Annotated in this window: 19 protein-coding genes and 1 pseudogene; 13 read left to right on the top strand and 7 right to left on the bottom strand. The window is 69.6% G+C overall.

From position 1 onward, the window contains the following. Nucleotides 1-27: 27 nt before the first annotated feature. The 4 genes and pseudogenes from bcsA to EGT29_RS28950 all read left to right on the top strand — a co-directional run. Entirely contained in the window at nt 28-2,238 is a 2,211-nt protein-coding gene (bcsA, locus tag EGT29_RS22250) for a UDP-forming cellulose synthase catalytic subunit (protein WP_124691032.1), read from the top strand. Then, a complete protein-coding gene (gene bcsB, locus EGT29_RS22255) occupies nt 2,235-4,538 on the top strand; it encodes a cellulose biosynthesis cyclic di-GMP-binding regulatory protein BcsB (RefSeq protein ID WP_124691033.1) in 2,304 nt (767 codons plus the stop codon). Before bcsA ends, bcsB begins: the two co-directional genes overlap by 4 nt. Nucleotides 4,539-4,555: 17 nt before the next feature. After that, nucleotides 4,556-5,782, top strand: coding sequence for a cellulose synthase complex periplasmic endoglucanase BcsZ (gene bcsZ, locus EGT29_RS22260; protein ID WP_124691034.1), 1,227 nt, complete (start codon nt 4,556-4,558; stop codon nt 5,780-5,782). Continuing rightward, nucleotides 5,758-8,220 (top strand): annotated as a pseudogene (locus tag EGT29_RS28950) (tetratricopeptide repeat protein); the annotation flags it as partial. The gene bcsZ and the pseudogene EGT29_RS28950, both read left to right, overlap by 25 nt. A gap of 29 nt (nt 8,221-8,249) precedes the next feature. Here the strand turns inward: EGT29_RS28950 and EGT29_RS28530 are convergent. After that, nucleotides 8,250-8,462 carry a hypothetical protein gene (locus tag EGT29_RS28530; RefSeq protein ID WP_161567915.1) on the bottom strand — a complete coding sequence of 71 codons (213 nt, stop codon included), beginning with the start codon at nt 8,460-8,462 and terminating at the stop codon, nt 8,250-8,252. Nucleotides 8,463-8,671: 209 nt separating this feature from the next. Between EGT29_RS28530 and EGT29_RS22295 the strand changes: the two genes are divergently transcribed. Genes EGT29_RS22295 through EGT29_RS22315 form a run of 5 tightly spaced genes read left to right on the top strand, consistent with a single transcriptional unit; the run spans nt 8,672 to nt 14,020 of the window. Then, complete coding sequence (locus EGT29_RS22295) at nt 8,672-10,063, top strand: cellulose synthase subunit BcsC-related outer membrane protein (RefSeq protein WP_161567916.1); 1,392 nt, start codon at nt 8,672-8,674, stop codon at nt 10,061-10,063. 40 nt (nt 10,064-10,103) lie between these two features. Continuing rightward, a complete protein-coding gene (locus EGT29_RS22300; RefSeq protein ID WP_124691038.1) occupies nt 10,104-10,766 on the top strand; it encodes an SGNH/GDSL hydrolase family protein in 663 nt (220 codons plus the stop codon). After that, the gene (locus EGT29_RS22305) at nt 10,763-11,416 is read left to right on the top strand and encodes an alginate O-acetyltransferase AlgF (protein ID WP_124691039.1); all 654 of its coding nucleotides are present in this window, start codon (nt 10,763-10,765) and stop codon (nt 11,414-11,416) included. Before EGT29_RS22300 ends, EGT29_RS22305 begins: the two co-directional genes overlap by 4 nt. A 34-nt stretch (nt 11,417-11,450) precedes the next feature. Further along, complete coding sequence (locus tag EGT29_RS22310) at nt 11,451-12,860, top strand: MBOAT family protein (RefSeq protein ID WP_124691040.1); 1,410 nt, start codon at nt 11,451-11,453, stop codon at nt 12,858-12,860. Then, a complete protein-coding gene (locus EGT29_RS22315) occupies nt 12,860-14,020 on the top strand; it encodes a cell division protein FtsQ (RefSeq protein WP_124691041.1) in 1,161 nt (386 codons plus the stop codon). The genes EGT29_RS22310 and EGT29_RS22315 overlap by 1 nt, the downstream gene beginning before the upstream one ends. Here EGT29_RS22315 and EGT29_RS22320 read toward each other — a convergent pair. Next, nucleotides 13,992-14,972, bottom strand: a complete 981-nt coding sequence (locus EGT29_RS22320) for a tripartite tricarboxylate transporter substrate binding protein (RefSeq protein WP_124691042.1) — start codon at nt 14,970-14,972, stop codon at nt 13,992-13,994. The two genes, EGT29_RS22315 and EGT29_RS22320, sit on opposite strands and share 29 nt — an antisense overlap. 152 nt (nt 14,973-15,124) lie before the next feature. Between EGT29_RS22320 and EGT29_RS22325 the strand changes: the two genes are divergently transcribed. Further along, nucleotides 15,125-15,517, top strand: coding sequence for a diacylglycerol kinase (locus tag EGT29_RS22325; protein WP_087839813.1), 393 nt, complete (start codon nt 15,125-15,127; stop codon nt 15,515-15,517). Nucleotides 15,518-15,604: 87 nt separating this feature from the next. Next, nucleotides 15,605-16,432, top strand: coding sequence for an orotidine-5'-phosphate decarboxylase (gene pyrF, locus EGT29_RS22330; RefSeq protein WP_124691043.1), 828 nt, complete (start codon nt 15,605-15,607; stop codon nt 16,430-16,432). A 25-nt stretch (nt 16,433-16,457) separates the two neighbouring features. Here pyrF and EGT29_RS22335 read toward each other — a convergent pair whose 3' ends face one another. Beyond that, a complete protein-coding gene (locus EGT29_RS22335) occupies nt 16,458-17,447 on the bottom strand; it encodes a tripartite tricarboxylate transporter substrate binding protein (RefSeq protein WP_124691044.1) in 990 nt (329 codons plus the stop codon). A gap of 1 nt (nt 17,448) precedes the next feature. Further along, complete coding sequence (locus tag EGT29_RS22340) at nt 17,449-18,171, bottom strand: RraA family protein (protein ID WP_124691045.1); 723 nt, start codon at nt 18,169-18,171, stop codon at nt 17,449-17,451. Nucleotides 18,172-18,314: 143 nt separating this feature from the next. Here EGT29_RS22340 and gcvA point away from each other — a divergent pair, with 143 nt between their 5' ends. Further along, nucleotides 18,315-19,232, top strand: coding sequence for a transcriptional regulator GcvA (gcvA, locus tag EGT29_RS22345; protein WP_124691046.1), 918 nt, complete (start codon nt 18,315-18,317; stop codon nt 19,230-19,232). Nucleotides 19,233-19,245: 13 nt separating this feature from the next. Here the strand turns inward: gcvA and EGT29_RS22350 are convergent, their stop codons facing one another. Both EGT29_RS22350 and EGT29_RS22355 read right to left on the bottom strand, forming a co-directional pair. Then, nucleotides 19,246-20,598: an ATP-binding protein gene (locus EGT29_RS22350; protein ID WP_124691047.1), complete on the bottom strand. Its 1,353-nt coding sequence runs from the start codon at nt 20,596-20,598 to the stop codon at nt 19,246-19,248. Beyond that, nucleotides 20,595-21,257, bottom strand: coding sequence for a response regulator transcription factor (locus EGT29_RS22355; RefSeq protein WP_124691048.1), 663 nt, complete (start codon nt 21,255-21,257; stop codon nt 20,595-20,597). Before EGT29_RS22355 ends, EGT29_RS22350 begins: the two co-directional genes overlap by 4 nt. A gap of 213 nt (nt 21,258-21,470) precedes the next feature. On the opposite strand from EGT29_RS22355, the gene EGT29_RS22360 reads away from it, so the two are divergent. Next, a complete protein-coding gene (locus EGT29_RS22360; protein WP_238160168.1) occupies nt 21,471-22,223 on the top strand; it encodes a MipA/OmpV family protein in 753 nt (250 codons plus the stop codon). Here EGT29_RS22360 and EGT29_RS22365 read toward each other — a convergent pair. After that, nucleotides 22,211-22,735 carry a CinA family protein gene (locus tag EGT29_RS22365; protein ID WP_124691049.1) on the bottom strand — a complete coding sequence of 175 codons (525 nt, stop codon included), beginning with the start codon at nt 22,733-22,735 and terminating at the stop codon, nt 22,211-22,213. The two genes, EGT29_RS22360 and EGT29_RS22365, sit on opposite strands and share 13 nt — an antisense overlap. Nucleotides 22,736-22,755: the final 20 nt, after the last annotated feature.

The raw sequence follows: 22,755 nt of genomic DNA on the forward strand, positions 1-22,755 counted from the left end.
GCCGAGCCAGACCCGAAGGAGAACGGCGTGAGTCCGCTGCCGCCAGCCGTTCCCACCTCCCACCAGGCACCGGCAGACGCCCGCGCCGACCGCCTGGCCGCGCTGCCGCTGTGGAGCCACCCGCTTGTCCGGATCGTGCTGGCCGCCGTGGCCTGCTTCAGCCTGGCCGTCGTCATCACCGCCCCGCTGGAAGCGCTGCCGCAACTGCTGCTGTCCCTGGTGGCCCTGGTGGCCGCGCTGGTATTGCGCAACGTCGCGGGGCGCCTGCCGACGGTGTTGATGGTGCTCCTGTCGGCGACGATGTCGCTGCGCTACATGTACTGGCGGCTGACCTCGACGCTGGACTTCCAGAGCTGGCTGGACATCGCCTTCGGCTATGGCCTGCTGCTGGCCGAGATCTATGCCCTGTCGGTACTGCTGCTGGGCTATCTGCAAACCATCTGGCCGCTGCGCCGGCTGCCGGCCGCGATGCCCGCCGATCCGGCGACCTGGCCGTCGGTGGATATCCTGATCCCGACCTACAACGAGCCGCTGGACGTGGTGAAGCAGTCGGTGCTGACCGCCGTCTCGCTGGACTGGCCGGCCGACCGCCTGCACATCTTCGTGCTGGACGACGGCCGCCGCAAGGAATTCCAGGACTTCTGTTCCGAGCTGGGCGTGGGCTACATCGCGCGCAGCAACAACGAATCGGCCAAGGCCGGCAACCTGAACGCGGCGCTGGAGCTGACCAGCAGCGAGTACGTGGCCGTGTTCGACTGCGACCACATCCCCACCCGCTCCTTCCTGCAGATCTGCATAGGCTGGTTCCTGAAGGATCCGAAGCTGGCGATGCTGCAGACGCCCCACTATTTCTTCTCGGCCGATCCGTTCGAGAAGAACCTGCATACCTTCCGGGCGGTGCCCAACGAGGGCGAGCTGTTCTACGGCCTGGTCCAGGACGGCAACGACCTCTGGAACGCGGCGTTCTTCTGCGGTTCGTGCGCGGTCCTGCGCCGCAGCCAGCTCGAGGAAGTGGGCGGCATCGCCACCGAGACGGTGACCGAGGACGCCCACACCGCCCTCAAGCTGAACCGCGCGGGCTACAACACGGCCTACCTGGCCGTCCCGCAGGCGGCCGGCCTGGCGACGGAAAACCTGTCCCGCCACATCGGCCAGCGCGTGCGCTGGGCGCGCGGCATGGCCCAGATCTTCCGCGTCGACAACCCGCTGTTCGGCAAGGGCCTGAGCCTGAGCCAGCGCATGTGCTACCTGAACGCCATGCTGCATTTCTTCTACGGCCTGCCGCGCCTGGTGTTCCTGACCGCGCCGCTGGCCTTCCTGTTCTTCGGCGCGCACGTGTTCCAGGCGTCGGCGCTGATGATCACGCTGTATGCCTTCCCCCACCTGATCCACGCCAACCTGACCAGCTCGCGGATGCAGGGGCGCTTCCGCCACTCGTTCTGGAACGAGGTCTACGAATCGGTACTGGCCTGGTACATCATGCGGCCGGCACTGCTGGCCCTGATCAACCCCAAGCTGGGCAAGTTCAACGTCACGGCCAAGGGCGGCGCCCAGGGCCAGGCGTGGTTCGACTGGGACATGGCCAAGCCCTACCTCGTGCTGCTGGCCCTGAACATCGCCGGCCTGATCGCCGGCCTGATCTCGCTGGCCGTCGTCGACTATGACTCGGGCGGCCTGTTCACCCTGGCGATCAACCTGGTCTGGACCCTCTACAACATCATCATCACCAGCGCGAGCATCGCCGTCGCCCGCGAGGAGCGGCAGTTCCGCTCGCAGCCCCGCGTCGCCGCGCAGATCCCGGCCATGCTGCGCCTGCCGAACGGCAAGACCGTGGCGTGCAGCACCACCGACTATTCCGCGACCGGCCTGGGCATCCAGCTGCCGCCGGAACTGGAACGGCTGGAGATCGGGCAGGAACTGCACGTGGCCCTGTTCCGCGGCACCGAGCAGCGGGTCTTTCCCGCCACCATCGTGTTCTCGACCGACCACCACCTGGGCCTGCGCTTCGAATCGCTGACGCTGCAACAGCAGGTGGAAATGGCCGAGATGACCTTCGCGCGCGCCGACACCTGGGCCGAGAACTGGGGCCAGAACACGCCCGACGCGCCGCTGGTCGGCCTGCGCGAGGTCGTGCGCATCGGTGTGCTCGGCATGAAGCAACTCGCCCTACACGGAGGCCAGGCCGTGCGCGCCCGGCTGCAAGCCCGTCCTATCCAAACCAGGATGAAGAATCGATGACAACAACCAGAAATCTTCCCCGCAAGCGCGCCTACGCATTGTCCGCCAGGCCGCTCTCGGCGATGCTGGCCGCCGCGCTGCTGCTGAACTCGCTGCCGCTGCAGGCCGCCACCCAGCCGGCTCCGGCCGGCGGCGAGGCCCCCGCCAAGCCCGAGCAACTGGTGTCGGGCGGCCGTACCTATGGCGTCACGCTCAAGCAGCTCGGCGCGGGCACGCCCATGGTGATCCGCGGCGTGGAAGGCAGCTTCAGCCTGCCCTTCGACATCCGCGCCGACGAGGTCGTGTCCTCGGCGCGGCTGCGCCTGCGCTACACCTATTCGCCCGCGCTGCTGGCCGACCTGTCGCACATCAACGTGCTGGTCAATGGCGAAGTCGCGGCCTCGGTGCCGGTGCCCAAGGAAAGCGCGGGCGAGCCCAAGGAAACCGTGGTCGACCTGCCTTCGCAGCTCATCACGCAATTCAACAACCTGAACGTGCAGCTCATTGGCCACTACACGATGGAGTGCGAGGATCCCCTGCACTCCAGCCTGTGGGCCAACGTCAGCAACCGCAGCACGCTGGAGCTCACGGTCACGCCGCTGGTGCTGGCCAACGACCTGTCCATCCTGCCCCTGCCCTTCTTCGATCGGCGCGACAGCCGGCCGCTGACGCTGCCCTTCGTGTTCGCCGCCGCGCCGGACAACACCACCCTGGAGGCGGCCGGCATCCTGTCGTCGTGGTTCGGAGCACTGGCGAGCTACCGCGGCGCGCGCTTCCCGACCGCCGTCAACCAGCTGCCCACCAAGGGCAACGCCATCCTGCTGACCACGGGCGAGCTGCGCTCGGGCGGGCTCGACCTGCCCGCCCCCAGCGGGCCGAGTGTCACCCTGGTCCCCAATCCCAACGACATGTACGGCAAGCTGCTGGTGCTGGGCGGCCGCGATGCCAAGGAACTCAAGCGGGCCGCCCAGGCCGTGGTCACGGGCAGCAAGGCGCTGACCGGCCAGCGCGCGGTCATCACGCAACTGGCAGAACTCGAACCGCGCAAGCCCTATGACGCGCCCAACTGGCTGCGCAGCGATCGTCCGGTCAAGTTTGGCGAACTGGTGCCGCCCACCAGCCTGAACGTCTCGGGCTTCGCGCCTCCCACCATTCCGGTCGACCTGCGCCTGCCGCCCGACCTGTTCGGCTGGCGCGAGAGCGGCATTCCCCTGGACCTGCGGTATCGCTACACGCCCCAGCAACTGTCGACCAGCTCGACCATGACCCTGGGCGTGAACGACCAACTGGTGAAGTCGTTCCCGCTGCCGTCGATCGAACGCCTGAACGGCGGCGAAGGCCTGCTGGCCAAGCTCCAGACGGACAGCAGCATTCCCGTGCGGGCGCAGATGGAGCTGCCGCTGCAGCTGATGCCACCGCGCTCGCGGCTGCAGTTCCGCTACCAGTACGACTACATCAAGGAAGGCCAGTGCCGTGACGTGATCATCGACAACGTCCGCGGCGCGATCGAACCGGATTCGACCATCGACATCTCCGGCTTCAAGCACTACATCGCCCTGCCCGACCTGGCCGTGTTCCACAACAGCGGCTTCCCGTTCACCCGGATGGCGGACCTGTCGCAGACCGCGATCATTCTTCCGGACAGCGCCGGCACCGCCGAGTACAGCGCCTACCTGGGCGTGCTGGGCCGCCTGTCGGAATCGACCGGCTATCCCGCACTGAACGTCACGGTCGCGCGCGCCGAGCAGGTTTCCGGCCTGGCCGACAAGGACCTGCTGGTGATCGCATCGGGCGACAACCAGCCCCTGCTCAAGCAATGGAGCAGCCAGCTGCCCGTCTCGCTGGCCGAGGGCGGCCGCCGCTTCAGCCTGTCGGACTGGGTCTACCAGGCCTGGAACTGGGTCGTTCCCAATCCGCGCGAGGACACGGGCAAGGCCCGCAATTCGCTGTCCTTCACGACCGACGGCGCCAGCGTGGTATTCGCGGGCTTCGAATCGCCGCTGCGCAGCGGCCGCAGCGTGGTCGCGATCTCGGCCACCCGCCCCGAAGGCCTGGCCGAAGCCGTGGATGCGCTGATCGGCGAAGACCGGACCGAGTTCATCCAGGGCAGCGTGTCCGTCGTGCGCGGCAAGCAGGTCGACTCGCTGGTCTCGGGCCCGACCTACTACGTGGGATCGCTGGGCTTCTTCAAGACCATCCAGTGGTACGCCGCCCGCCAGCCCTGGATCCTGCTGCTGCTTGCCGTGTTCGGCATCGCGCTGCTGGGCCTCCTGGTCTACATCGCGCTTCGCGCCCGGGCGGCCCGCCGCCTGAACGCCTGAGCGACGCCGGTGGCCAGATGAAGACGTACCCAGCCATCGGGCGGCTGACATGGCGCCTGGCCGCCATGGCGTCGGCGCTGTCGTTCGCGCTGGCCGGGCCGGCGGCCGTCCGCGCGGCCGCCGGCCCGGACGCGTGCAAGCCCGCGTGGCCGCTGTGGCAGGCATTCGGGACGCACTTCATCCAGCCCGACGGCCGGGTGCTGGACGCCAGCACACCGCGCCTGCACTCCTCGTCCGAAGGGCAATCCTACGGCATGTTCTTCGCCCTGGTCGCCAACGATGCGGCCGCCTTCGACAGGATGTGGCGCTGGGCCGTCGACAACCTGGCCGGCGGCGACATCGGCGCCCGGCTGCCCGCGTGGTACTGGGGCAAGCGCGAAGACGGCACCTGGGGCGTGCTGGACGACAACTCCGCCTCGGACGCCGACCTGTGGTTCGCGTATGCGCTGTTCGAGGCCGGCGAGAGATGGCGCCGCGACGACTACCTGCGCGACGCGCGGGCCCTCGTGGCCCGCATCGAGGCCGAGGAGACCGTCGAACTGCCAGGCCTCGGGCCCATGCTGCTTCCCGGCCGCCGCAGCTTCGCGCGGCCGGACTCGCTCTGGCAGATCAACCCCAGCTACCTGCCGCTGCCGCTGCTGCGCCGGCTGGCCACGGTTTCGCCGTCGGGTCCCTGGGCCCGGATCGCCGACAACACCGCGGCCTTGCTGGCCGCCGTCAGCCCCAAGGGCTACGTGGCCGACTGGGTCGCCTATCGCGGCGCCTCGCCCGCCAGCGGCCTGTTCGTGGTCGACCCCATCAAGGGCGACCTGGGCAGCTACGACGCCATCCGTACCTACCTGTGGGCCGGCATGGCCCCCACCAGCGATCCGCTGGCCGCCCCCATGCTGCAAGCCCTGCGCGGCATGGCCGCCTCGACCGCGAGCGCCGGCACGCCCCCCGAACGCGTACGCGCCATGACGGGCCAGACCGAAGGCACCGGACCGTTCGGCTTTTCGTCGGCGCTGGTGCCCTACTTCACGGCCAAGAAACAGCCCTGGCTGGCCGACCTGCAGCAGCGCCGCGCCCAGGCCCTGCTGGACGAAAGCCTGCGCACGGCAGGTCCCGACCGCCAGCCCCCCTACTACGACGTCGTGCTCAGCCTGTTTGGATTGGGCTGGGCCGAAGAACGCTATCGATTCCTAAGCACTGGACAAGTGCAACTATCCTGGGAGAAAACATGTCCGCCCACCGTCGCTCGCTAGCGCCCCGGCGCCGGGCCGCCCCAAGCCCGGGCCGCGCTGGAGGTGGTTTTCTGACGGCCGGCCTGCTGGCCGCCCTGGCCATTTCCCCCAGCCTGAACGCGCAGACCCCGCCGGCAGCCCCCGCGCAGACGCCTTCGGCCACGACCACGTCGCTGCTCGAACAGGGCCGCTACTGGCAGGCCCGCAACAACGACGCGCGCGCCGCCGAAGCCTGGGGGCGCCTGCTGCAGGCGGATCCCAAGAACACCGAGGCGCTGTACAACCTGGGCCTGCTCGAACTGAAGGCCAACCGGCCCGCGCGCGCACGGGAGTACCTGGCGCAGCTGCGCGCGCTGGGGACGGCTGAAGTCGATGCGGTGCGGCTGGAGCAGGAGATCACCCTGCGCGCCGGCGACAATCCGAAAACGCTCGAACAGGCCCGGCTGCTGGCCAGCTCGGGGGAGATCGACAAGGCCGTGGTGCAGTACCGGTCCGTGTTCGGCGGCAAGGCCCCGCAAGGCCGCATCGCGCTGGAATACTACAGCTACCTCGGCTACACCAACGACGGCTGGGACGAGGCGCGCCAGGGCCTGGAACGGCTACAACGCGAAAGCCCCGACAACGTCCAGGTCTCGCTCGCGCTGGCCAAACTGCTGACCCGCAAGGAAAGCACCCGGGCCGAAGGCATCCGCCGCCTGGCCAGGCTGTCGTCGCGCCAGGACGTCGGCGGCGACGCCGACGAAAGCTGGCGGGCGGCGTTGACCTGGTACGGTGATCCCCGCCCCGCCGACGCTCCCCTGTTCGAAGCCTACTTGAAGACCCATCCGGACGACACCGAGATCCGCCAGCAATACAGCCGCACACGCAGGGCCGGAGGAGGCACCGCGGCCCGCGCCGCCACGCCCTCGCCGCAAGACGCGCAGCTGAGCCGCGCATTCAAGGAACTGGAAGGCGGCAACCTCGACAGCGCCGAAGCGGACCTCACCGCCCTGCTCCAGGCCAATCCCAACCACGCCGACGCGCTGGGTGGCATGGGCGTCCTGCGCCTCAAGCAGGAGCGTCCCGACGAAGCCGTGGAATTCCTCACGCGCGCCACGCGGCAGCCGCGCTCGCGCGGCGGCTGGCAACAGGTGCTGGGCGTCGCCCGGTACTGGTCGCTCAACGCCAGCGCCGAACGCGCCCGCGAAGCCGGCGAACTGGAAAAGGCACAGCAGCAACTGGAACAGGCCGTCAAACTGTCGCAGAACGATCGGACGGCCGAAGTCGCGCTGGGCGGCGTGCTGGCCGAGCGCGGCCAATACTCCCAGGCGGAGAAAATCTTCCGCGGCGTGCTGGCGCGCGACAAGGACAACCTTTCCGCCCTGCAAGGCCTGGTGAACGTGCTGGCGCAGACCGACCGCATGGAGGAAGCGCTGCGGCTGGTCTCGCAACTGAGCCCGGCCGACCAGCAGAAGATAGGCAGCGTCGGCCAGTTGCGCGCCACCCAGGCACGCAACGATGCCCGCAAGGCCAGCGAACGGGGCGACTACCCGGCCGCGCGACGGCTGCTGGAAGACGGCCTGCGCGCCAATCCCGACGATGCCTGGCTGCGCCTGGACCTGGCACGCCTGTACCTGAAGACCGGCAGCATCGCCGAAGCGCGCGGCGTGGTCGACGGCCTGCTGCTGACCAACCCCGACGACCCCGGCGCATTACAGGCCAGCGCCCTGCTGTCCGCCGAAGTCCAGGACTGGGACGCGGCGCTCAAGACGCTGGACAGGATCCCGGCCCGCAACCGGACCAAGGAAGTCATCGACCTGCAGAAACTCGCCTGGACCCAGTACCAGGTGTCGCAGGCGGTCACGCTCGCCCGGGCCGGCAAGCCGGAGCAGGCCAAGGCCATCCTCGCGCAGCTCGAACCCGAGGTGGCGCAAAGCCCGGGACTGATCGGCTCGCTCGCGTCGGCCTACATCGACGCCGGCGACAACATGCATGCCTTGAGCATGTTGCGCCAGGCAGTGGCCCGCACGTCCACCCCCGACAACGACCTGCTGCTGCAATACACGGTCGTGCTGCTCAAGACCGACCAGGACGCGGAAGCCGCGGGCATCCTGCGGCAATTGCAGACGCAGGCGTTGAACGATCGGCAGACCCGCAGCTTCGACGATCTTCGCAAGCTCTACACCGTGCGCCAGGCCGACGCGCTACGCCAGCGCGGCCGCATCGCCGACGCCTACGACGTGCTGGCCCCGATGCTGGCGAAGTATCCCAACGACCCGCTGGTCGTGGGGGCGCTGGCGCGCATGTACTCGGCGGCCGGCGACGGCGCCAAGGCGCTGGCCCTGCACCGGCAATTGCTGGAGAAGGATCCCGACAATGCCGAACTGCTGACCGCCGCCGCCCAGGCCGCGGTGCAGGCCAGGAATACCGACTACGCCGAGGCAGCGCTGGCCAAGGCCGTCAGCCTGCAACCCAGGAACCCGACCGTGCTGGCCTCGGTGGGCCGGGTCTACAACAGCATGGGCAAGAGCGGCAAGGCGGCGGAATACCTGAAGGCGGCCCTGGCCGCGCAAGCCGCGGCCAAGGTTCCGGCGGCCCAGCAGACGGTGGCAGCGGCGCCGGCTCCCCGGGTCAACGACGACAATCCTTTCGCCAGCCTCCCCGGCCAGGTCCGCAGCAATCCGCCGGCCCAGCGGGTGGCGGGCGCGGCACCGGCGGACACGACGACCGTCTCCTACGGCGGCCCCGTCTTCGGTACCCAGGTCACCGCGCCCGCCGCCTACGCCGCGGCGGCACGCGGAGACGGCGGACGCGCCGCTGCCGCGCCGGCGCCCGCGGCGCTGGCCGCGCCCGTCCCGGCAGCGCGCGCCTCGTCCAGCGCGGAGCCCGCGCCGGTCGCTCCTCGGTCCGCGCGGACCTGGAATCGCGACCGTGCAGGCACCGTTCGTCGCCACGGTATCGGCGCCGCCTCCGGGTACCGTCCCGCCGCCCTCCCCCGGCGCCATTCCCGACCCGGTGATCGGCCTCGAACCCGCCCCCACCCTGCCGCCGTCCCCCTTCCGCCGGCCCGGCGGCTCGCAGGCCAACCTGGCCAGGGCCTCGGCCGCGCCTGCTGCGCCCAAGACGCTGGAAGAAGAACTGGATGCGATCCAGCAGGCCCGCAGCGCGACCATCACCGTCGGCACGACCATCCGCCAGCACAATGGCGCCGGCGGCATGGGCCGCATGCTGGACGTGGAAACGCCGGTCACGGTGGACTTCCCCGTCGGCGACGGCCGCGCCTATGTCCAGGCCACCCCGGTCACCCTGCGCGCCGGCTCGGTCGGCGGCGATTTCGCGTCCAGCAGCCAGTTCGGCGGTGGCCCCGCCGCCGCGAATGCCCAGCAACAGGGTGCCGTCGGCGCACCCGGCTCGCAGAACGCCAGCGGCGTGGGCGTCGCGGGGGGCTACCAATTGTCGGGCCTGAAGCTGGACCTGGGTGTCACGCCTTTCGGTTTCCGCTACCAGAACATCGTGGGCGGCGCCCGCTTCGACGGCGAAGTCGCCAACGAGGACGGCCCGCGCCTGTCCTATGGCGTGGAAGCCTCGCGCCGCGCGGTTACGGACACGGTGCTCTCCTACGCGGGCACGCGCGACAGCCGGACCGGCGAAAGCTGGGGCGGCGTGACGGCCACGGGCGGACGCCTGCGCGGCGGCCTGAACTACGATGGCTACGGCTTCTACGGCAGCCTGGGCTGGCACAGCCTGAACGGCCACAACGTGCAGTCGAACAGCCGGCTCTCGGGCGGCGCGGGTTTCTACACGCAGCTCATCCGCGAACCCAACCGCACCCTGACCTCGGGCCTGGACCTGACCGTCTTCGGCTACGACAAGAACCAGGGCTACTACACGGTGGGCAATGGCGGCTATTTCAGCCCGCAGCGCTTCGTCGCGCTCAGCGTGCCGCTGGCGTGGGCGGAGCGCCAGGGCCGCTTCAGCTACCAGATCAAGGGCGCGATCGGCGTGCAGCACATCAAGCAGGACGCCGCGAACTACTTCTCGGATCCGGCCCGCCAGGCCCAGGCCGAAGCCGTCGCCGCGGCCTATGGCACCCAGGCCAGCTACGCCGGCCAGAGCAAGACCGGCATCGGCTACGGCCTCGCGCTGGCCGCCGAATACCAGCTCGCGCCCAAGTGGTTCCTGGGCGGCAATTTCAGTATCGACAATGCGCGCGACTATCGGCAATACAAGGGGGGCGTCTACGTACGCTATGCTCTCGAGCCGCAAACGGGTCCGGTCCCCATGCCGGTACCTCCCTTCGCCTCGCCCTACGCGAGTGAATAAACGCATCACCTTACTGCTGTAGGTATCACCGGAGTACGAAATGGTTTCATTGATCGCTGGCCTGACGATCCTCATCATCGGCGACAGCCACCTGGCCACCCCGTCCTACCTGATCGGGTCGCTGCACGACGGCCTGCTCCGGCAGGGGGCAAAGAGCGTGCACACCATAGGCGTGTGCGGCACGACGCCCGCCGAGTGGCTGACCGCCACGCCCGGCTCCTGCGGCGGCGCCGAGCGCATCGGCAACGCCAAGGCCGTCGTCAAGGGCAAGGCCGCCGCGACCGAACCCATTTCTCAGTTGATCGCCAAGGAAAAGCCCGACCTCGTCGTCCTGGTCTTCGGCGACACGATGGCCGCCTATACCAAGCCGGACTTCCCCAAGACCTGGGCCTGGCAACAGACGACCTCGCTGGTCAAGGCCATTTCCTCCACCAACACCAAGTGCGCATGGGTGGGGCCGGCCTGGGGCAGCGAAGGCGGCAAGTATGGCAAGACCTATCCCCGCGTCCAGCTGATGTCGAAGTTCCTCGAGGCCAATGTTCCGCCCTGCCAGTACATCGACTCGCTGAAGTTCGCCAAGCCCGGACAATGGGCCACGGTGGACGGCCAGCACTTCACGCAGGCCGGCTACAACGCGTGGGGCTCGGCCATCACGCAGGCGCTGGCCAGCGCGCCGGCAACCAAGGGAGCCAACGGCAAATGAAACCCACCCTGACCGCAGCACTGGCCTGCCTGCCCGCGCTGACCGCGCACGCGGCCGGCATCCCGCTCTATCCGACGGGCCCCGCCGAGGACTCGGCCTTCGTGCGCTTCGTCAACGCCACCGCCGCGCCGCTGGAAGTCCAGGCCGCCGGCACCAGCGCGACGCTGGCGCTGCCGGCGGACAGGCCCGCCTCCGGCTTCATGCCGGTGGCCGCGAGCAAGCCGGTCAAGGGCACGCTGGTCGGAGGCGGCCAGAACCTGCCGGTGTCGGTCACGGTCAAGCCCGGCGAGTTCGCCACCGTCGTCGCGCTGGACAAGAAAGCGACCGTGGTCATCAAGGAATCGCCCGACGACTTCAACGCCATGCGCGCCTCGCTGGCGCTCTACAACGCCGATCCCGCCTGCCGCCAGGCCGGGCTGCGCACGGCCGGCCGCAACGTCGGCATCTTCGAGAATGTCGGCCAGGGCCAGGTCAAACGCCGCCTGATCAACCCCGTGGCCGTGTCGGTGGAGCTGACCTGCGACGGCAAGCCGCAAGGCGCGGCCCGCGACCTGGGCGCGCTCGAGGCAGGCCAGCGCTATACGGTCCTGGTCGTTCCCGGTCCCCAGGGCCCCCGCACGCTGTTCGCCAACGACGCACTGACCCGCTGACCCCGCTTCCCGAGTTCCCCCACAGGTCGTCTCCATGGTCTTTGCGTCGCTGGAATTCCTCACGCTGTTCCTGCCGCTGTTCCTGCTCGTCTACGCGGCCGTGCCGGCGTCCTGGCGCAATGCCGTGCTGATGTTCTCCAGCTGGATCTTCTACGGCTGGTGGAGCCCGCTGCTGCTGTTGCTGTTCATCGCGCTCATCCTGGTTGGCTGGATAGGCGGCATGGCCATCGACAGCACCCGCACCGAACGCCAGCGCATGCTGATGCTGGTGGCGTTCATCACGATCAACCTGTCCGTGCTGTGCTGGTACAAGTACGCCAACATCCTGGTCGAAACCTTCAACCAGGTGCTGTCGTGGAGCGGCGCGATGCCCGTGCCCTGGCAGAAGATCGCGCTGCCCATCGGCCTGTCCTTCATCGTGCTGCAGTCGATTTCCTACCTGATCGACGTGCAGCGCCGCGTCGTGCCGGCCGACCGCAGCCTGGTGAACTTCGGCGCCTACCAGGCCATGTTCGTGCACCTGATCGCCGGTCCCATCATCCGCTACGACTGGGTGGCCCGCGAACTGCGCGAGCGCACCGTCGACTGGCCCCAGTTCACGCAGGGCGCGCGCCGGTTCATGATCGGCTTCGGCATGAAGGTACTGATCGCCGACACGCTGTCGCCCCTGGTGCAGACCGCCTTCTCGCTGTCCGCCCCCACCTTCCTGGACGCGTGGCTGGGCTGCTTCGCGTACAGCCTGCAGCTGTTCTTCGACTTCGCCGGCTACAGCGCCATGGCCATCGGCCTGGGCCTGATGCTGGGCTTCCATTTTCCCGAGAACTTCAACCATCCCTACCTGGCCACCAGCATCCAGGACTTCTGGCGCCGCTGGCACCTGTCGCTGTCGAGCTGGCTGCGTGACTACCTCTACATCCCGCTGGGCGGCAACCGCAAGGGCGAGGCGCGCACCTACGTCAACCTGCTGCTGACCATGGCCATCGCCGGCCTCTGGCACGGCGGCGACAACTGGAACTACCTGCTGTGGGGCATCGCCCACGGCCTGGCCCTGGCCGGCACCCGGCTGTGGGGCCATGCGTCGCTGCCCGAGCCGCCCGCCGTGCTGTCGCGGGTGCTGACCCTGCTGTTCGTCATGCTGGCCTGGACGCTGTTCCGGGCGCACTCCTTCGGCTCGGCCCTGGACATGTATGCCGGCCAGTTCGGCCTGAACGGCTACGCGCTGGGCGATGCCCTGCGCGTCCAGCTTCGGCCCGCCCACGTGATGGCCATGGTCCTGGGCGTGCTGTGCATCGTGTATCCGGCGATGGACGCCTGGCTGGCGCGCGGCGGCCGGCCGGCGCTGCTGCGCGCCTGGGACGGCGCCTGGCCGGTGGCCGGCTTCCTGCTGGGCTTCTCGCTCATCGCCAGCCGCGGCGCGGTCCCCTTCCTGTACTTCCAGTTCTGATGGACAAGACCTGTTCCCGCTCCGGCCCCCGCTACGCGCTCGCGGGCTGCGTCATGGCCGCCGTCCTGGCGGCGGGGCTGCTGTCCAACGGCTACGGACTGCTGGTCGAGCAACTGCCCCTGACCCGCACCGCGCCCGATTGGTCCGGCTTCCTGGACGGACGGGTCACCGCCGAGATCGCCGACACCCTGGCCAAGACGCCGCTGCCCTCCGGCTCGGCCAGCCTGGAACGCGGCGCGAGCTGGCTGGCCGTGGGCGACCTGGGCCCGCGCGTGCGCCAGGGCTGCCCGGACTGGCTGTTCCTGGCCGACGAACTGGAGCCGCATGCCGGCGGCGACGATGCCCTGCGGGCGCGGGCGCGGGAAGTCGCCGACCTGCGGACGCGGCTGGCCGCGCGCGGCATCGAGCTGCTCGTGGCCACGGTACCCGACAAGAGCCGCATCGCTGCCGCCGAACGCTGCGGCGTCTATCGTCCGGCCGCGCTGGACGAGCGCCTGCGCGCGTGGAACGGCCTGCTGCGAGCCAGCGGCGTACGGACCGTGGACCTGGAGTCCGCGCTGCGCAAGCTGCCCGTGCCGGGTTTCCTGCGCACCGACACCCATTGGAACGAAGCCGGCGCGGAAGCGGCGGCCGGCGCCATCGCCGCCGCGGCGCGCGTGCTGCCCTCGGCCGACCAGGCGCTGAAACCGCACCAGGCCTATGCCGTGACGCGGGGCCAGCCTCGACCGCTGGAGGGAGACCTGATCCGGCTGGCCGGCATAGAATGGCTGCCGGTCTCGCTGCAGCCGGCCCTGGACCTGGAGCCGCGCACGGCCTTCGCGCCGGTGGCGGACACCGCCGCCCCCGCCAGCGAGAACGACCTGTTCGGCGACGCGGACCTGCCTAGGGTGGCCCTGATCGGCACATCCTACTCGCGCAACTCGAACTTCGTCCCGTTCCTGGAGGCCGCGATGCAGACCCGCGTGGTCAACTTCGCCCGCGACGGCGGCGAATTCGCCGGCGCCGCGCAGGCCTATTTCAAGAGCGAGGAATTCCGCGACACGCCTCCCCGCCTGATCGTCTGGGAGATCCCGGAGCGTTCGCTGCAACGCCCCCTGGGCGGCGAGACCACGCTCTGGGAAGCCAGCGCGGCTACTCCACCTTCGCGCCCGAGGCCTTGACCACCGTTGCCCAGGTGTCGACTTCGTCCTTGATGAACGCACCGAACTGCTCCGGCGTGGTCTTGGCCGTGACGGCGCCCAGGTCCTTGAAACGCTGCTGCACGTCCGGCTTGGCCAGCGCCTTCTGCACGGATGCGTTGACCTTGGCGATGACGTCGGGCGGCGTGCCCTTGGGCGCGATCAGCCCGAACCACGACGACACGTCGAACTTGTCATAGCCCGACTCCATCATGGTGGGCAGATCGGGCGCGGTGGCCGAGCGTTCGGCGGTGGTGACCGCCAGCGCGCGCAGCTTGCCGGCCTGCACGTGGGGCCAGGCCGAGGGCATGTTGTCGAACATCAGTTGCACCTGGTTGCCGATCAGGTCGGTCAGGGCGGGAGCGCTGCCCTTGTAGGGGATGTGGGGAATGTCCACGCCGGCCCGCAGCTTGAACAGCTCGCCCGCCATGTGGATGGACGTGCCGCTGCCCGACGATGCGTACGAGAGCTTGTCCGGATGCGCCTTGACGTAGGCCACCAGTTCCTTGACGTTCTTGACCGGCAGCGACGGATTGACGACCAGGATGTTGGGCACCTTGATGACCAGCGCGATGGGCGCGAAATCCTTGACGATGTCGAAACTCAGGTTCTTGTACAGGGTCTGGTTGATGGTGCTGGTGACGGCCACCATGTACAGCGTGTAGCCGTCGGGCTTGGCGCGGGCGACCAGTTCGGCGCCGATGTTGCTGCCGGCCCCGGGCTTGTTCTCGACCACGAAGCTCTGGCCCAGGTCGTCGCCCAGTTCCTTGGCGATGATGCGGGCGGCGACGTCGGTGGTGCCGCCGGCCGAGAAACCGACCACCACGCGTACCGGCTTGTCCGGATACGAGGCCGCGACGGCGGGGCCGGCGGATATCAGGGAAACCAGGGCGGCCAGGCAGGCCGCCCGGGCCGATGACGGGAAATGCCTCATGGGTGCGTCTCCTTCTTGTATCGGTGGGGAATTTTCCAGCGATGCCTATGTCAACATCGGCGTCGGGCTCCGACCATTGTTGCAAACCCCAAGCATGCGCCGCGGGCGCGTTTCGCTGTATCCTGCGGCCGACCCATCCCTACCCCGCTCCGATGACCGATCAACAGCATTCTCCCTACAAGAGCACCGGCGGCCTCCAGCGGGTCTTCCGCGCCTGGCGCTATTCGCTGCAGGGCCTGGGCGCCGCGCTCAAATACGAGGCCGCGTTCCGCCAGGAGGTCGCGCTGGTCGTCATCCTGGTGCCGGCGGCGGTCTGGCTGGGCCGCGACACCACCGAAGTCCTGCTGTTGCTGTTCAGCATGCTGCTGGTGCTGGTGGTGGAATTGCTCAATTCCGCGGTGGAGGCGCTGGCCGACGCCCTGTCGGTGGAAACCCACCCGCTGCTGGGGCGCGCCAAGGACCTGGGCAGCGCGGCCGTGATGCTGTCCCTGCTGTTCTCGGCCGGGCTCTGGATACACGTGCTGGCGGGCCGGCTGCTGGCCTGATCCCGCTTCCATGGGGAATTGCGGGCCGTTTCGCGCCGAATGCCGGATGATCCTACAATGGCGGATCGACTCCGTTCCCCTTGCACCATGTCTTTCACCCGCAAACTGACGCAGGCCTGGGCCGCGTCCGACTCCCTGCTGACCGTCGGCCTGGACCCGGATCCCGCCCGCTTTCCCGCCGAACTGCGCGGACGGACCGACCGCATCTTCGATTTCTGCCGGGCCATCGCCGACATCACCGCGCCCTACGCGTGCGCGTTCAAGCCCCAGATCGCCTATTTCGCCGCCCGCCGCGCCGAGGACCAGCTCGAGGCGCTGTGCCGGCACATCAAGGAACACCATCCCGACATCCCGCTGGTGCTGGACGCCAAGCGCGGCGACATCGGCTCGACGGCCGAACAGTACGCCGCCGAGGCCTTCGAGCGCTACGGCGCCGATGCCGTCACGGTCAGCCCCTACATGGGTTCGGACTCGATCGAACCCTATTTCGCCTGGCCGGATCGCGGCGTGATCGTGTTGTGCCGCACGTCCAACCCCGGCGGCTCGGACCTGCAATTCCTGGAAACCGGCGGCGAACCGCTCTACCTGCGCGTGGCCGACCTGGTGGCGAAGAAGTGGAATCGCCACGGCCAGCTCGGCCTGGTGGTGGGCGCCACCTTCCCCGCCGAGCTGGCGGCGGTGCGCGCCCGCGTCGGCGCCGACATGCCGCTGCTGGTGCCCGGCGTGGGCGCCCAGGGCGGCGACGTGCAGGCCACCGTGGAAGCGGGATGCAATGCCGCGGGCACCGGCATGATGATCAACTCGTCGCGCGCCATCCTGTACGCCAGCGGCGGCGACGACTGGCGCGAGGCCGCGGCGTGCGTGGCGCGCGAGACCCGCGACGCCATCAACGGCTTCCGCCCCGGCCGGGGCTAGCCCCCGGTCCCGGGCGGCCCCCTGGTCACTTCTCGATCTTGATGCCGGCCGTGCGGACCACCTTGGCCCAGCGCTCCACCTCGGCCTGGATCAACTTGCCGAAAGCCTCCGGCGTGGGGCTGGGCACGACCTCGGCCCCTTCGTCCGAGATCGACTTGCGCACGTCCGCATCATTCAGCAGCGCGACGATTTCCTGGTGCAGCCGGGCCACGATGGGTGCCGGCGTGCCGCCGCGCGCCACGATGCCGAACCAGGTGCCGGTCTCGAACTCCATGCCCGCCTCGCGGAAGGTAGGCACCTCGGGCAGGCTGGGGGAACGCTTGTCCGAGGCCACGGCCAGCGCCCGCAGCTTGCCGTTGCGGATGTGGTTCATCACCGGCACCAGGCTGGGAAACAGCAGCCGGGTCTCGCCCGACAGGGTCGCCAGCACGGCGGGGCCGCCGCCCTTGTAGGGCACGTGGTAGAGCTTCGTGCCGCTGCTCTGCTGGAACAGTTCGGCCACCAGGTGGGGCGCCGTGCCCACGCCGTAGGACGCGTAGTTGACCTGGCCCGGCCGCTCGCGGGCATAGCGGATCAGTTCCTGCAGCGACGATACCGGCAGGCCGGGATTCACCACCAGCACCGCGGGCGCGTTGGCCAGCTGCGAGACGGGGGCGAAGTCCTTCTTCAGGTCGTACGAAATCGTGTTGTACAGGCTGCCGTTCGAGCTGATGGCGGTCGTGGCCATCAGCAGCGTATAGCCGTCCGGGGCGGAGCGGGCCACGGCCTCGGCGCCGATGATGCCGCTGGCGCCGGGGCGGTTGTCCACGATGACGGGCTGGCCCAGCCGCTCGCCCAGCTTCTTGCCCACGACGCGCGCGATCATGTCGGTGCCGCCGCCGGGCGCGAAGGGCACGATCAGGCGGATGGGCTGATTGGGATAGTCCTGGGCCGCCCAGGCGCCGGCGCTGGACAGGGTGGCGGCGACGGCGCAGGCGAGCGCCAGCCGCCCGCGCGGGGAAGCAGGTGTTTGCATCTCAGCTGGCCGACGGCAGGTCGCGGATGGCAATGCCGCGGTCGATGGCGTCGCAGCGCGCGTCCTCGGCGGCGGCGCGCTTGCGCGACAACTCCAGCACTTCGCGGGCGCGGTCGCGCGGAATGAAGCAAACACCGGTGTCGTCGGCCACCACGAGGTCGCCGGGATTGACGCGTATGCCCTCGATCTGGACCGGGCCGTTGATCTCGATCGTCTCGATGCGCCACTTGCCGGTGATGGGCGAGACCTCGGTGGCCCAGACCGGGAAGCCGACGCGGCGCGAATGCGCCACGTCGCGCACCCCGCCCGACACGATGGCGCCGATCTCGCCCTGGCGCTTGGCCACCTGGGCCGAGATGCCGCCCATGTTCGACAGCCCCGGCACGCCCTCGATCACCAGCACATCGCCTTGTTCCGCGATGTTGTGGGCCTCGATCTCGGCCATGCCGTTGCGGTGGGCGCGCGCGTTGTCGATGGGATGGCCGGTCAGGACCGTGTTGCGCAGGGTCATGGCCGGGCCGACGATGGTGGCGCCGGGAATGGTGGGCCGAAGCAGCGAGCCGGGCAGCGTCCCGGCGATGCCCAGGTGGTCCATGACGTCGGACACGATGCCGGTGGCGTCTCCCAGCGCCTTGAAGCCGTCGATCAGGTCCTGGGGCGGGCGCTCGATGTCGAGGCTCTTTACCCGTTCGGGGGCGATCTTGCCCAGCAGCGTCTTGGTCATGCGTGGTCTCCGTGAGGAATGAGGCGCGCCGCCCCCTGCGGCCCATCCGCGGCGGCGGTCTTCATATGTGAAAAATTCTCATCGCTTTCCCAATGTACATCAATCGATTTATAGTCAATATGATTGACTTTTACTCATAGAAAATGGCCACTCGCCTGCCCCCGCTGAACCCGCTGCGCACCTTCGAGGTCGCGGCGCGCCACCTGAGCTTCACGCGCGCCGCGCGCGAACTGCACGTCACGCCCGGCGCCGTCAGCCGGCAGGTCATGGTCCTGGAGGAATTCCTGGGGGCCCGGCTGTTCGAGCGGGTGAACCGCGAAGTGCGGCTGACCGCCGTTGGCCGGCGCTACCTGGACGACCTGAACGACGTGTTCGACAGCATAGGCGAGGCCACCCAGCGCGCCATGCAGGGGGTACGCGACAAGCCGTTGCACATCTGGTGTCCGATGACCTTCGCGATGCGTTGGCTGGTGCCGCGCCTGCCCGCGTTCCACGCCGCCCATCCCGGCCGCGACGCCATCTTCACCACCTCGCTCAAGCCGGTGGACTTCACCGAGCACGATGCCGACGTCGCCATCCGCATGGGCCGCGGCGACTGGCCGGGGGTGATCTCCCGCTTCCTGGTCGGCATCGAACTGTTGCCGGTGTGCAGCCCGCGCCTGCTGGAGGGCCGCGCCCCGCTCGTCCATCCGGGCGACCTGGGCCAGTACACGCTGCTGCAATCGGTGGCGCGGCCGGACTACTGGCCGACCTGGCTGCAGGCCGCGGGCGCGGATGACATCGACCCGGACCGCGGGTTGACCTTCGAAAGCGTCAGCCTGGCCTACCAGGCGGCGCTGGAGGGCCTGGGGGTGGCCATGGGCCAGCATGCGCTGGTGGCCGACGATCTGGCGTCAGGCAGGCTGGTCGCGCCCTTCGGCCTGCGCGTTCCCATCGACAACGCCTTCTACCTGATCTATCCGGAGCGGCTGCAATACGACGCGCATCTGTGCACGTTCCGCGACTGGATCCTGGCCGAGGCCCGCGCGGACGAAGCCCGGCGCGCCTCGCCCCGCGCCTGAGGGACACACCGGCTCAGGCCGGCTGCGGCGACGGGAAGCGTATCCGCACGCCCAGGCCGCGCCCGCGCAGGCCGGTGCCCACGTGGATGGAGGCCGCGTGCGATTCGGCAATCTGCGCGACCAGCGACAGGCCGATGCCGCTGCCGCGTTCGGTGGTGCCCATCACGCGGTAGAAGCGGTCGAAGATGCGCCGGTATTCGGATTCGGGCACGCCGGGGCCATCGTCGGCCACCGTCAGCAGCACGCCGTCGGCCTCGCGCCGGCAGGCCACGGCGATGTGCGCGTCGCGGCCGCCGTAGCGCACCGCGTTGTCGATCAGGTTGCGCACCAGGATGCCCAAAGGATCGACCCGGCCGCGCACCAGGCAGTCCTCGGTGTCCAGGCTGATGCGCTGGCCGCGCTCGGCGGCGCCGTTCTCGAAATCCCGCGCGATCACCGACACCACGGTATGCAGCTCCACGTCGTCCTCGCCGAAACCGTTGGCGTCCAGCCGGGCCATGTCCAGCAACTGCTCGGAAAGCCGCGCGCTGCGCTGGGTAGTCGCCAGCAGCTTGCCCAGTTCCGCGCGCAGTTGCACGGGGTCCTGGCACCCCAGGGCGTTCTCGGTCTGCACCGTCAGGACCGCGAGCGGCGTGCGCAGCTCGTGCGCGGCATCGACCAGGAAGCGCCGCTCGTTCTGCATGGTCTCGTCCAGCCGTCCTAGCAGGCCGTTGAACGACTCGACCAGCGGACGCAGTTCCACCGGCAGTTCCTTCGCCGGCAACGGCTGCAGATCGGTGGGACGCCGCTGCAGGATGCGGCGCGACAGCCGCGTGACGGGCAAGACCGACCACTGGACCAGGCAGCCGACGACGCAAGCCAGCATGCAGGCCAGTATGCCTACGAACATCAACCCGCGGGTCAGGCGGTCGTGCAGTTCCTTGCGCAGCAGCGATTGCGGCTTGCCCACCTGCACCTGTATCCGCCCGCTGGCATCCGAGACCGCATAGACGCGCCAGGGTTCGCCTCCCACCATGATGGTGCCGTAGCCTTCGTGCATGTCCGGCACGATGGGGCGGCCGGGCGCGGTCGGGGAATGCAGCACGCTGCGGCCCGTCGCCAGGTTCCAGACCTGGAAGGTCATCTGGAGCTGGGAAGTGTCCAGCCGCTGCTCGCCCGGCAGCGAAAAGCCGCGTTCGGCGACGTTGTTCTCGAGTCCGACGGGCAGGGACAGCAAGGTCAGGTTCGCCACCTCGCGCAGCGCGGCGTCCCATTCCCCGCTCCACTCGCGCGTGACCTCGGCCCGATACCACAGGAACGTTCCCGCCCAGGTCAGCAGCATGGTCGCGACGATGCCCGTCAGCAGGCGCGTGCGCAGCGATCTCATCGAGTCTCCCGCAGCCGGTAGCCGTAGCCGTGCACGGTCTCGATCAGGTCCTCGCCCAGCTTGCGGCGCAACTGATGGACGTAGACCGCCACGGTGTTGCTTTCGATCACGCCGTCGCTGCCGTAGACCGCCTCCTCCAGCGCCGTGCGAGACAAGGCCTTGCCCGCCCTTTCCATCAGCGCCAGCAGGGTCCGGTATTCGTGCGCGCTGAGCGCGACCGGGTGACCGCGGCAGGCGACCGCGCGCGAGGCCGGATCGAGCTCCACGTCACCACTGCGCAGCACCGGGGCCACGCGCCCCAGGCTGCGGCGCAGCACCGCGCGCAGCCGGGCCCGCAGCTCGTCGACCTGGAACGGCTTGACCAGGTAATCGTCGGCGCCCGCGTCCAGGCCGCCTATGCGGTCGCTCAGGCGGTCGCGCGCGGTCATGATGATGACCGGCGTCGTGTCGTAGCGGGCGCGCATCGCGGCCAGCACGCCCAGCCCGGAGCCGCCGGGCAGTCCAAGGTCGAGCAGGACCGCCGCATAATCGTGGTCGATCAGCGTCAGCCGCGCCGCCGCGGCGTCACGGGCCCATTCGACCACGGTGTCGTGCTGGCGCAGCGCGGTGACGAGCGCGTCGGCAAGCATGACGTCGTCTTCTACGAGCAGGAGGCGCAAGATCGGTGTCCCGGTGGTTCGGCTGAGCGGCGCGCGTGGCCGCATTGGCTGGCAAAGGCCAGTATCGTCGCCCGATTTTAAAAAGTTCTTAAACCGCTCCGCCCAGAATTCACGGTGGCGGCTGGCTCGCGCTCATGCCCGGGCCGGGCTGGCCGCCGCCTTCACATCCCCATTCGGAACCGCCCGCGGCGGCAGGTTCCAGGAGCCAGCCACATGATCCAGGATCCGCGCAGCCTCTGCCTCTGCTTCCTGCTGGGCGCCATGCAGCCCGCCGTCGGGCAGGACCTCGTGGGCGGCGGCCTCGCCGTCATCCCGGCCTATCCCGGCGCCGACAGCTATCGCATGCTGCCCGCCCCCATCGTCAACTTCCAGCGCGGCCCCTTCTTCATCTCGAACAGCCAGGGCCTGCCCGGGCTGGGGCTGAAGACGGAAATCGCCCCCGGCCTGAACGTGGGCGTGCGCGCCGGCTTCGGCCTGGGCCGCAAGGAAAGCCGGTCCGACCGGCTGTCGGGCCTGGGCGACATCGATGCCCATGCCCAGTATGGCGTGTTCGCCGACTGGGCGCCCGGCCGGTGGCGCGCGTCGGTGTCGTACACCCAGGCGGCCAAGAGCGGCTATGGCGGCACCCTGGCCGTGCGCGGCTCGTACGCCATCTGGCAGGGCGGCAAGCACGACGTGCAGGTCGGCGCCGGCCTGGAATGGGGCAACCGCGATCACATGCAGACCTGGTTCGGCGTGACGCCCGAGCAGGCCGCGCACAGCGGCGCGGGCCTTGCGTCCTACCGGCCGTCGTCGGGCCTGCGCTCGGGCTCGGCCTTCGCGCTCTGGACTTACCGGCTCGACCAGCGCTGGCGCGTCGTCACGCTGCTGGGCGTCCAGAGCCTGATGGGCGACGCGGCCGACAGCCCCATCGTCGAACGCAAGACCGCCGCCTTCGGCAGCGTGGGCCTGGCCTACTCGTTCTGAAGCGGGTCGGCCGCGAGCGCCCGCGCTTCCAGCACGCCGCGCAGCGCGATCCTGACCGCCTGCATGCGCACGGCGGCGCGGTCTCCGGCCAGCAGATGCGTGGCCGTGCGCACCCGCGGGCCTTCGGGCGTCGTCCACGCCCAGCCGAAACACACCATGCCCACCGGCTTGCCCGGCGTCGCGCCGCCCGGTCCGGCGATGCCGGTCGTCGATACCGCCATCTGCGCCCGCGCCGCCTTCAACGCGCCGGCCGCCATTTCGCCCGCGGTCTGTTCGCTGACCGCGCCGTGCGCCGCCAGCGTATCTTCCCGCACGCCCAGCTCGGCCACCTTGGCCGCGTTGGTGTAGGTGACGAACCCCCGGTCGAACCAGGCGCTGGAACCGGCCACGGCGGTGACCAACCCCGCCACCAGCCCGCCGGTGCAGGACTCGGCGGCGGCCAGCATCCAGCCGGCCGGCTGCAGGGCGTCCCCCAAGGCGGCGGACAGATCCAGCGATTCCTGGTCGAACATATATGCTCCCCCCTACGCGC

The sequence above is a fragment of the Pigmentiphaga sp. H8 genome (genome assembly GCF_003854895.1).
In the GTDB taxonomy this organism is placed as follows: domain Bacteria; phylum Pseudomonadota; class Gammaproteobacteria; order Burkholderiales; family Burkholderiaceae_B; genus Pigmentiphaga.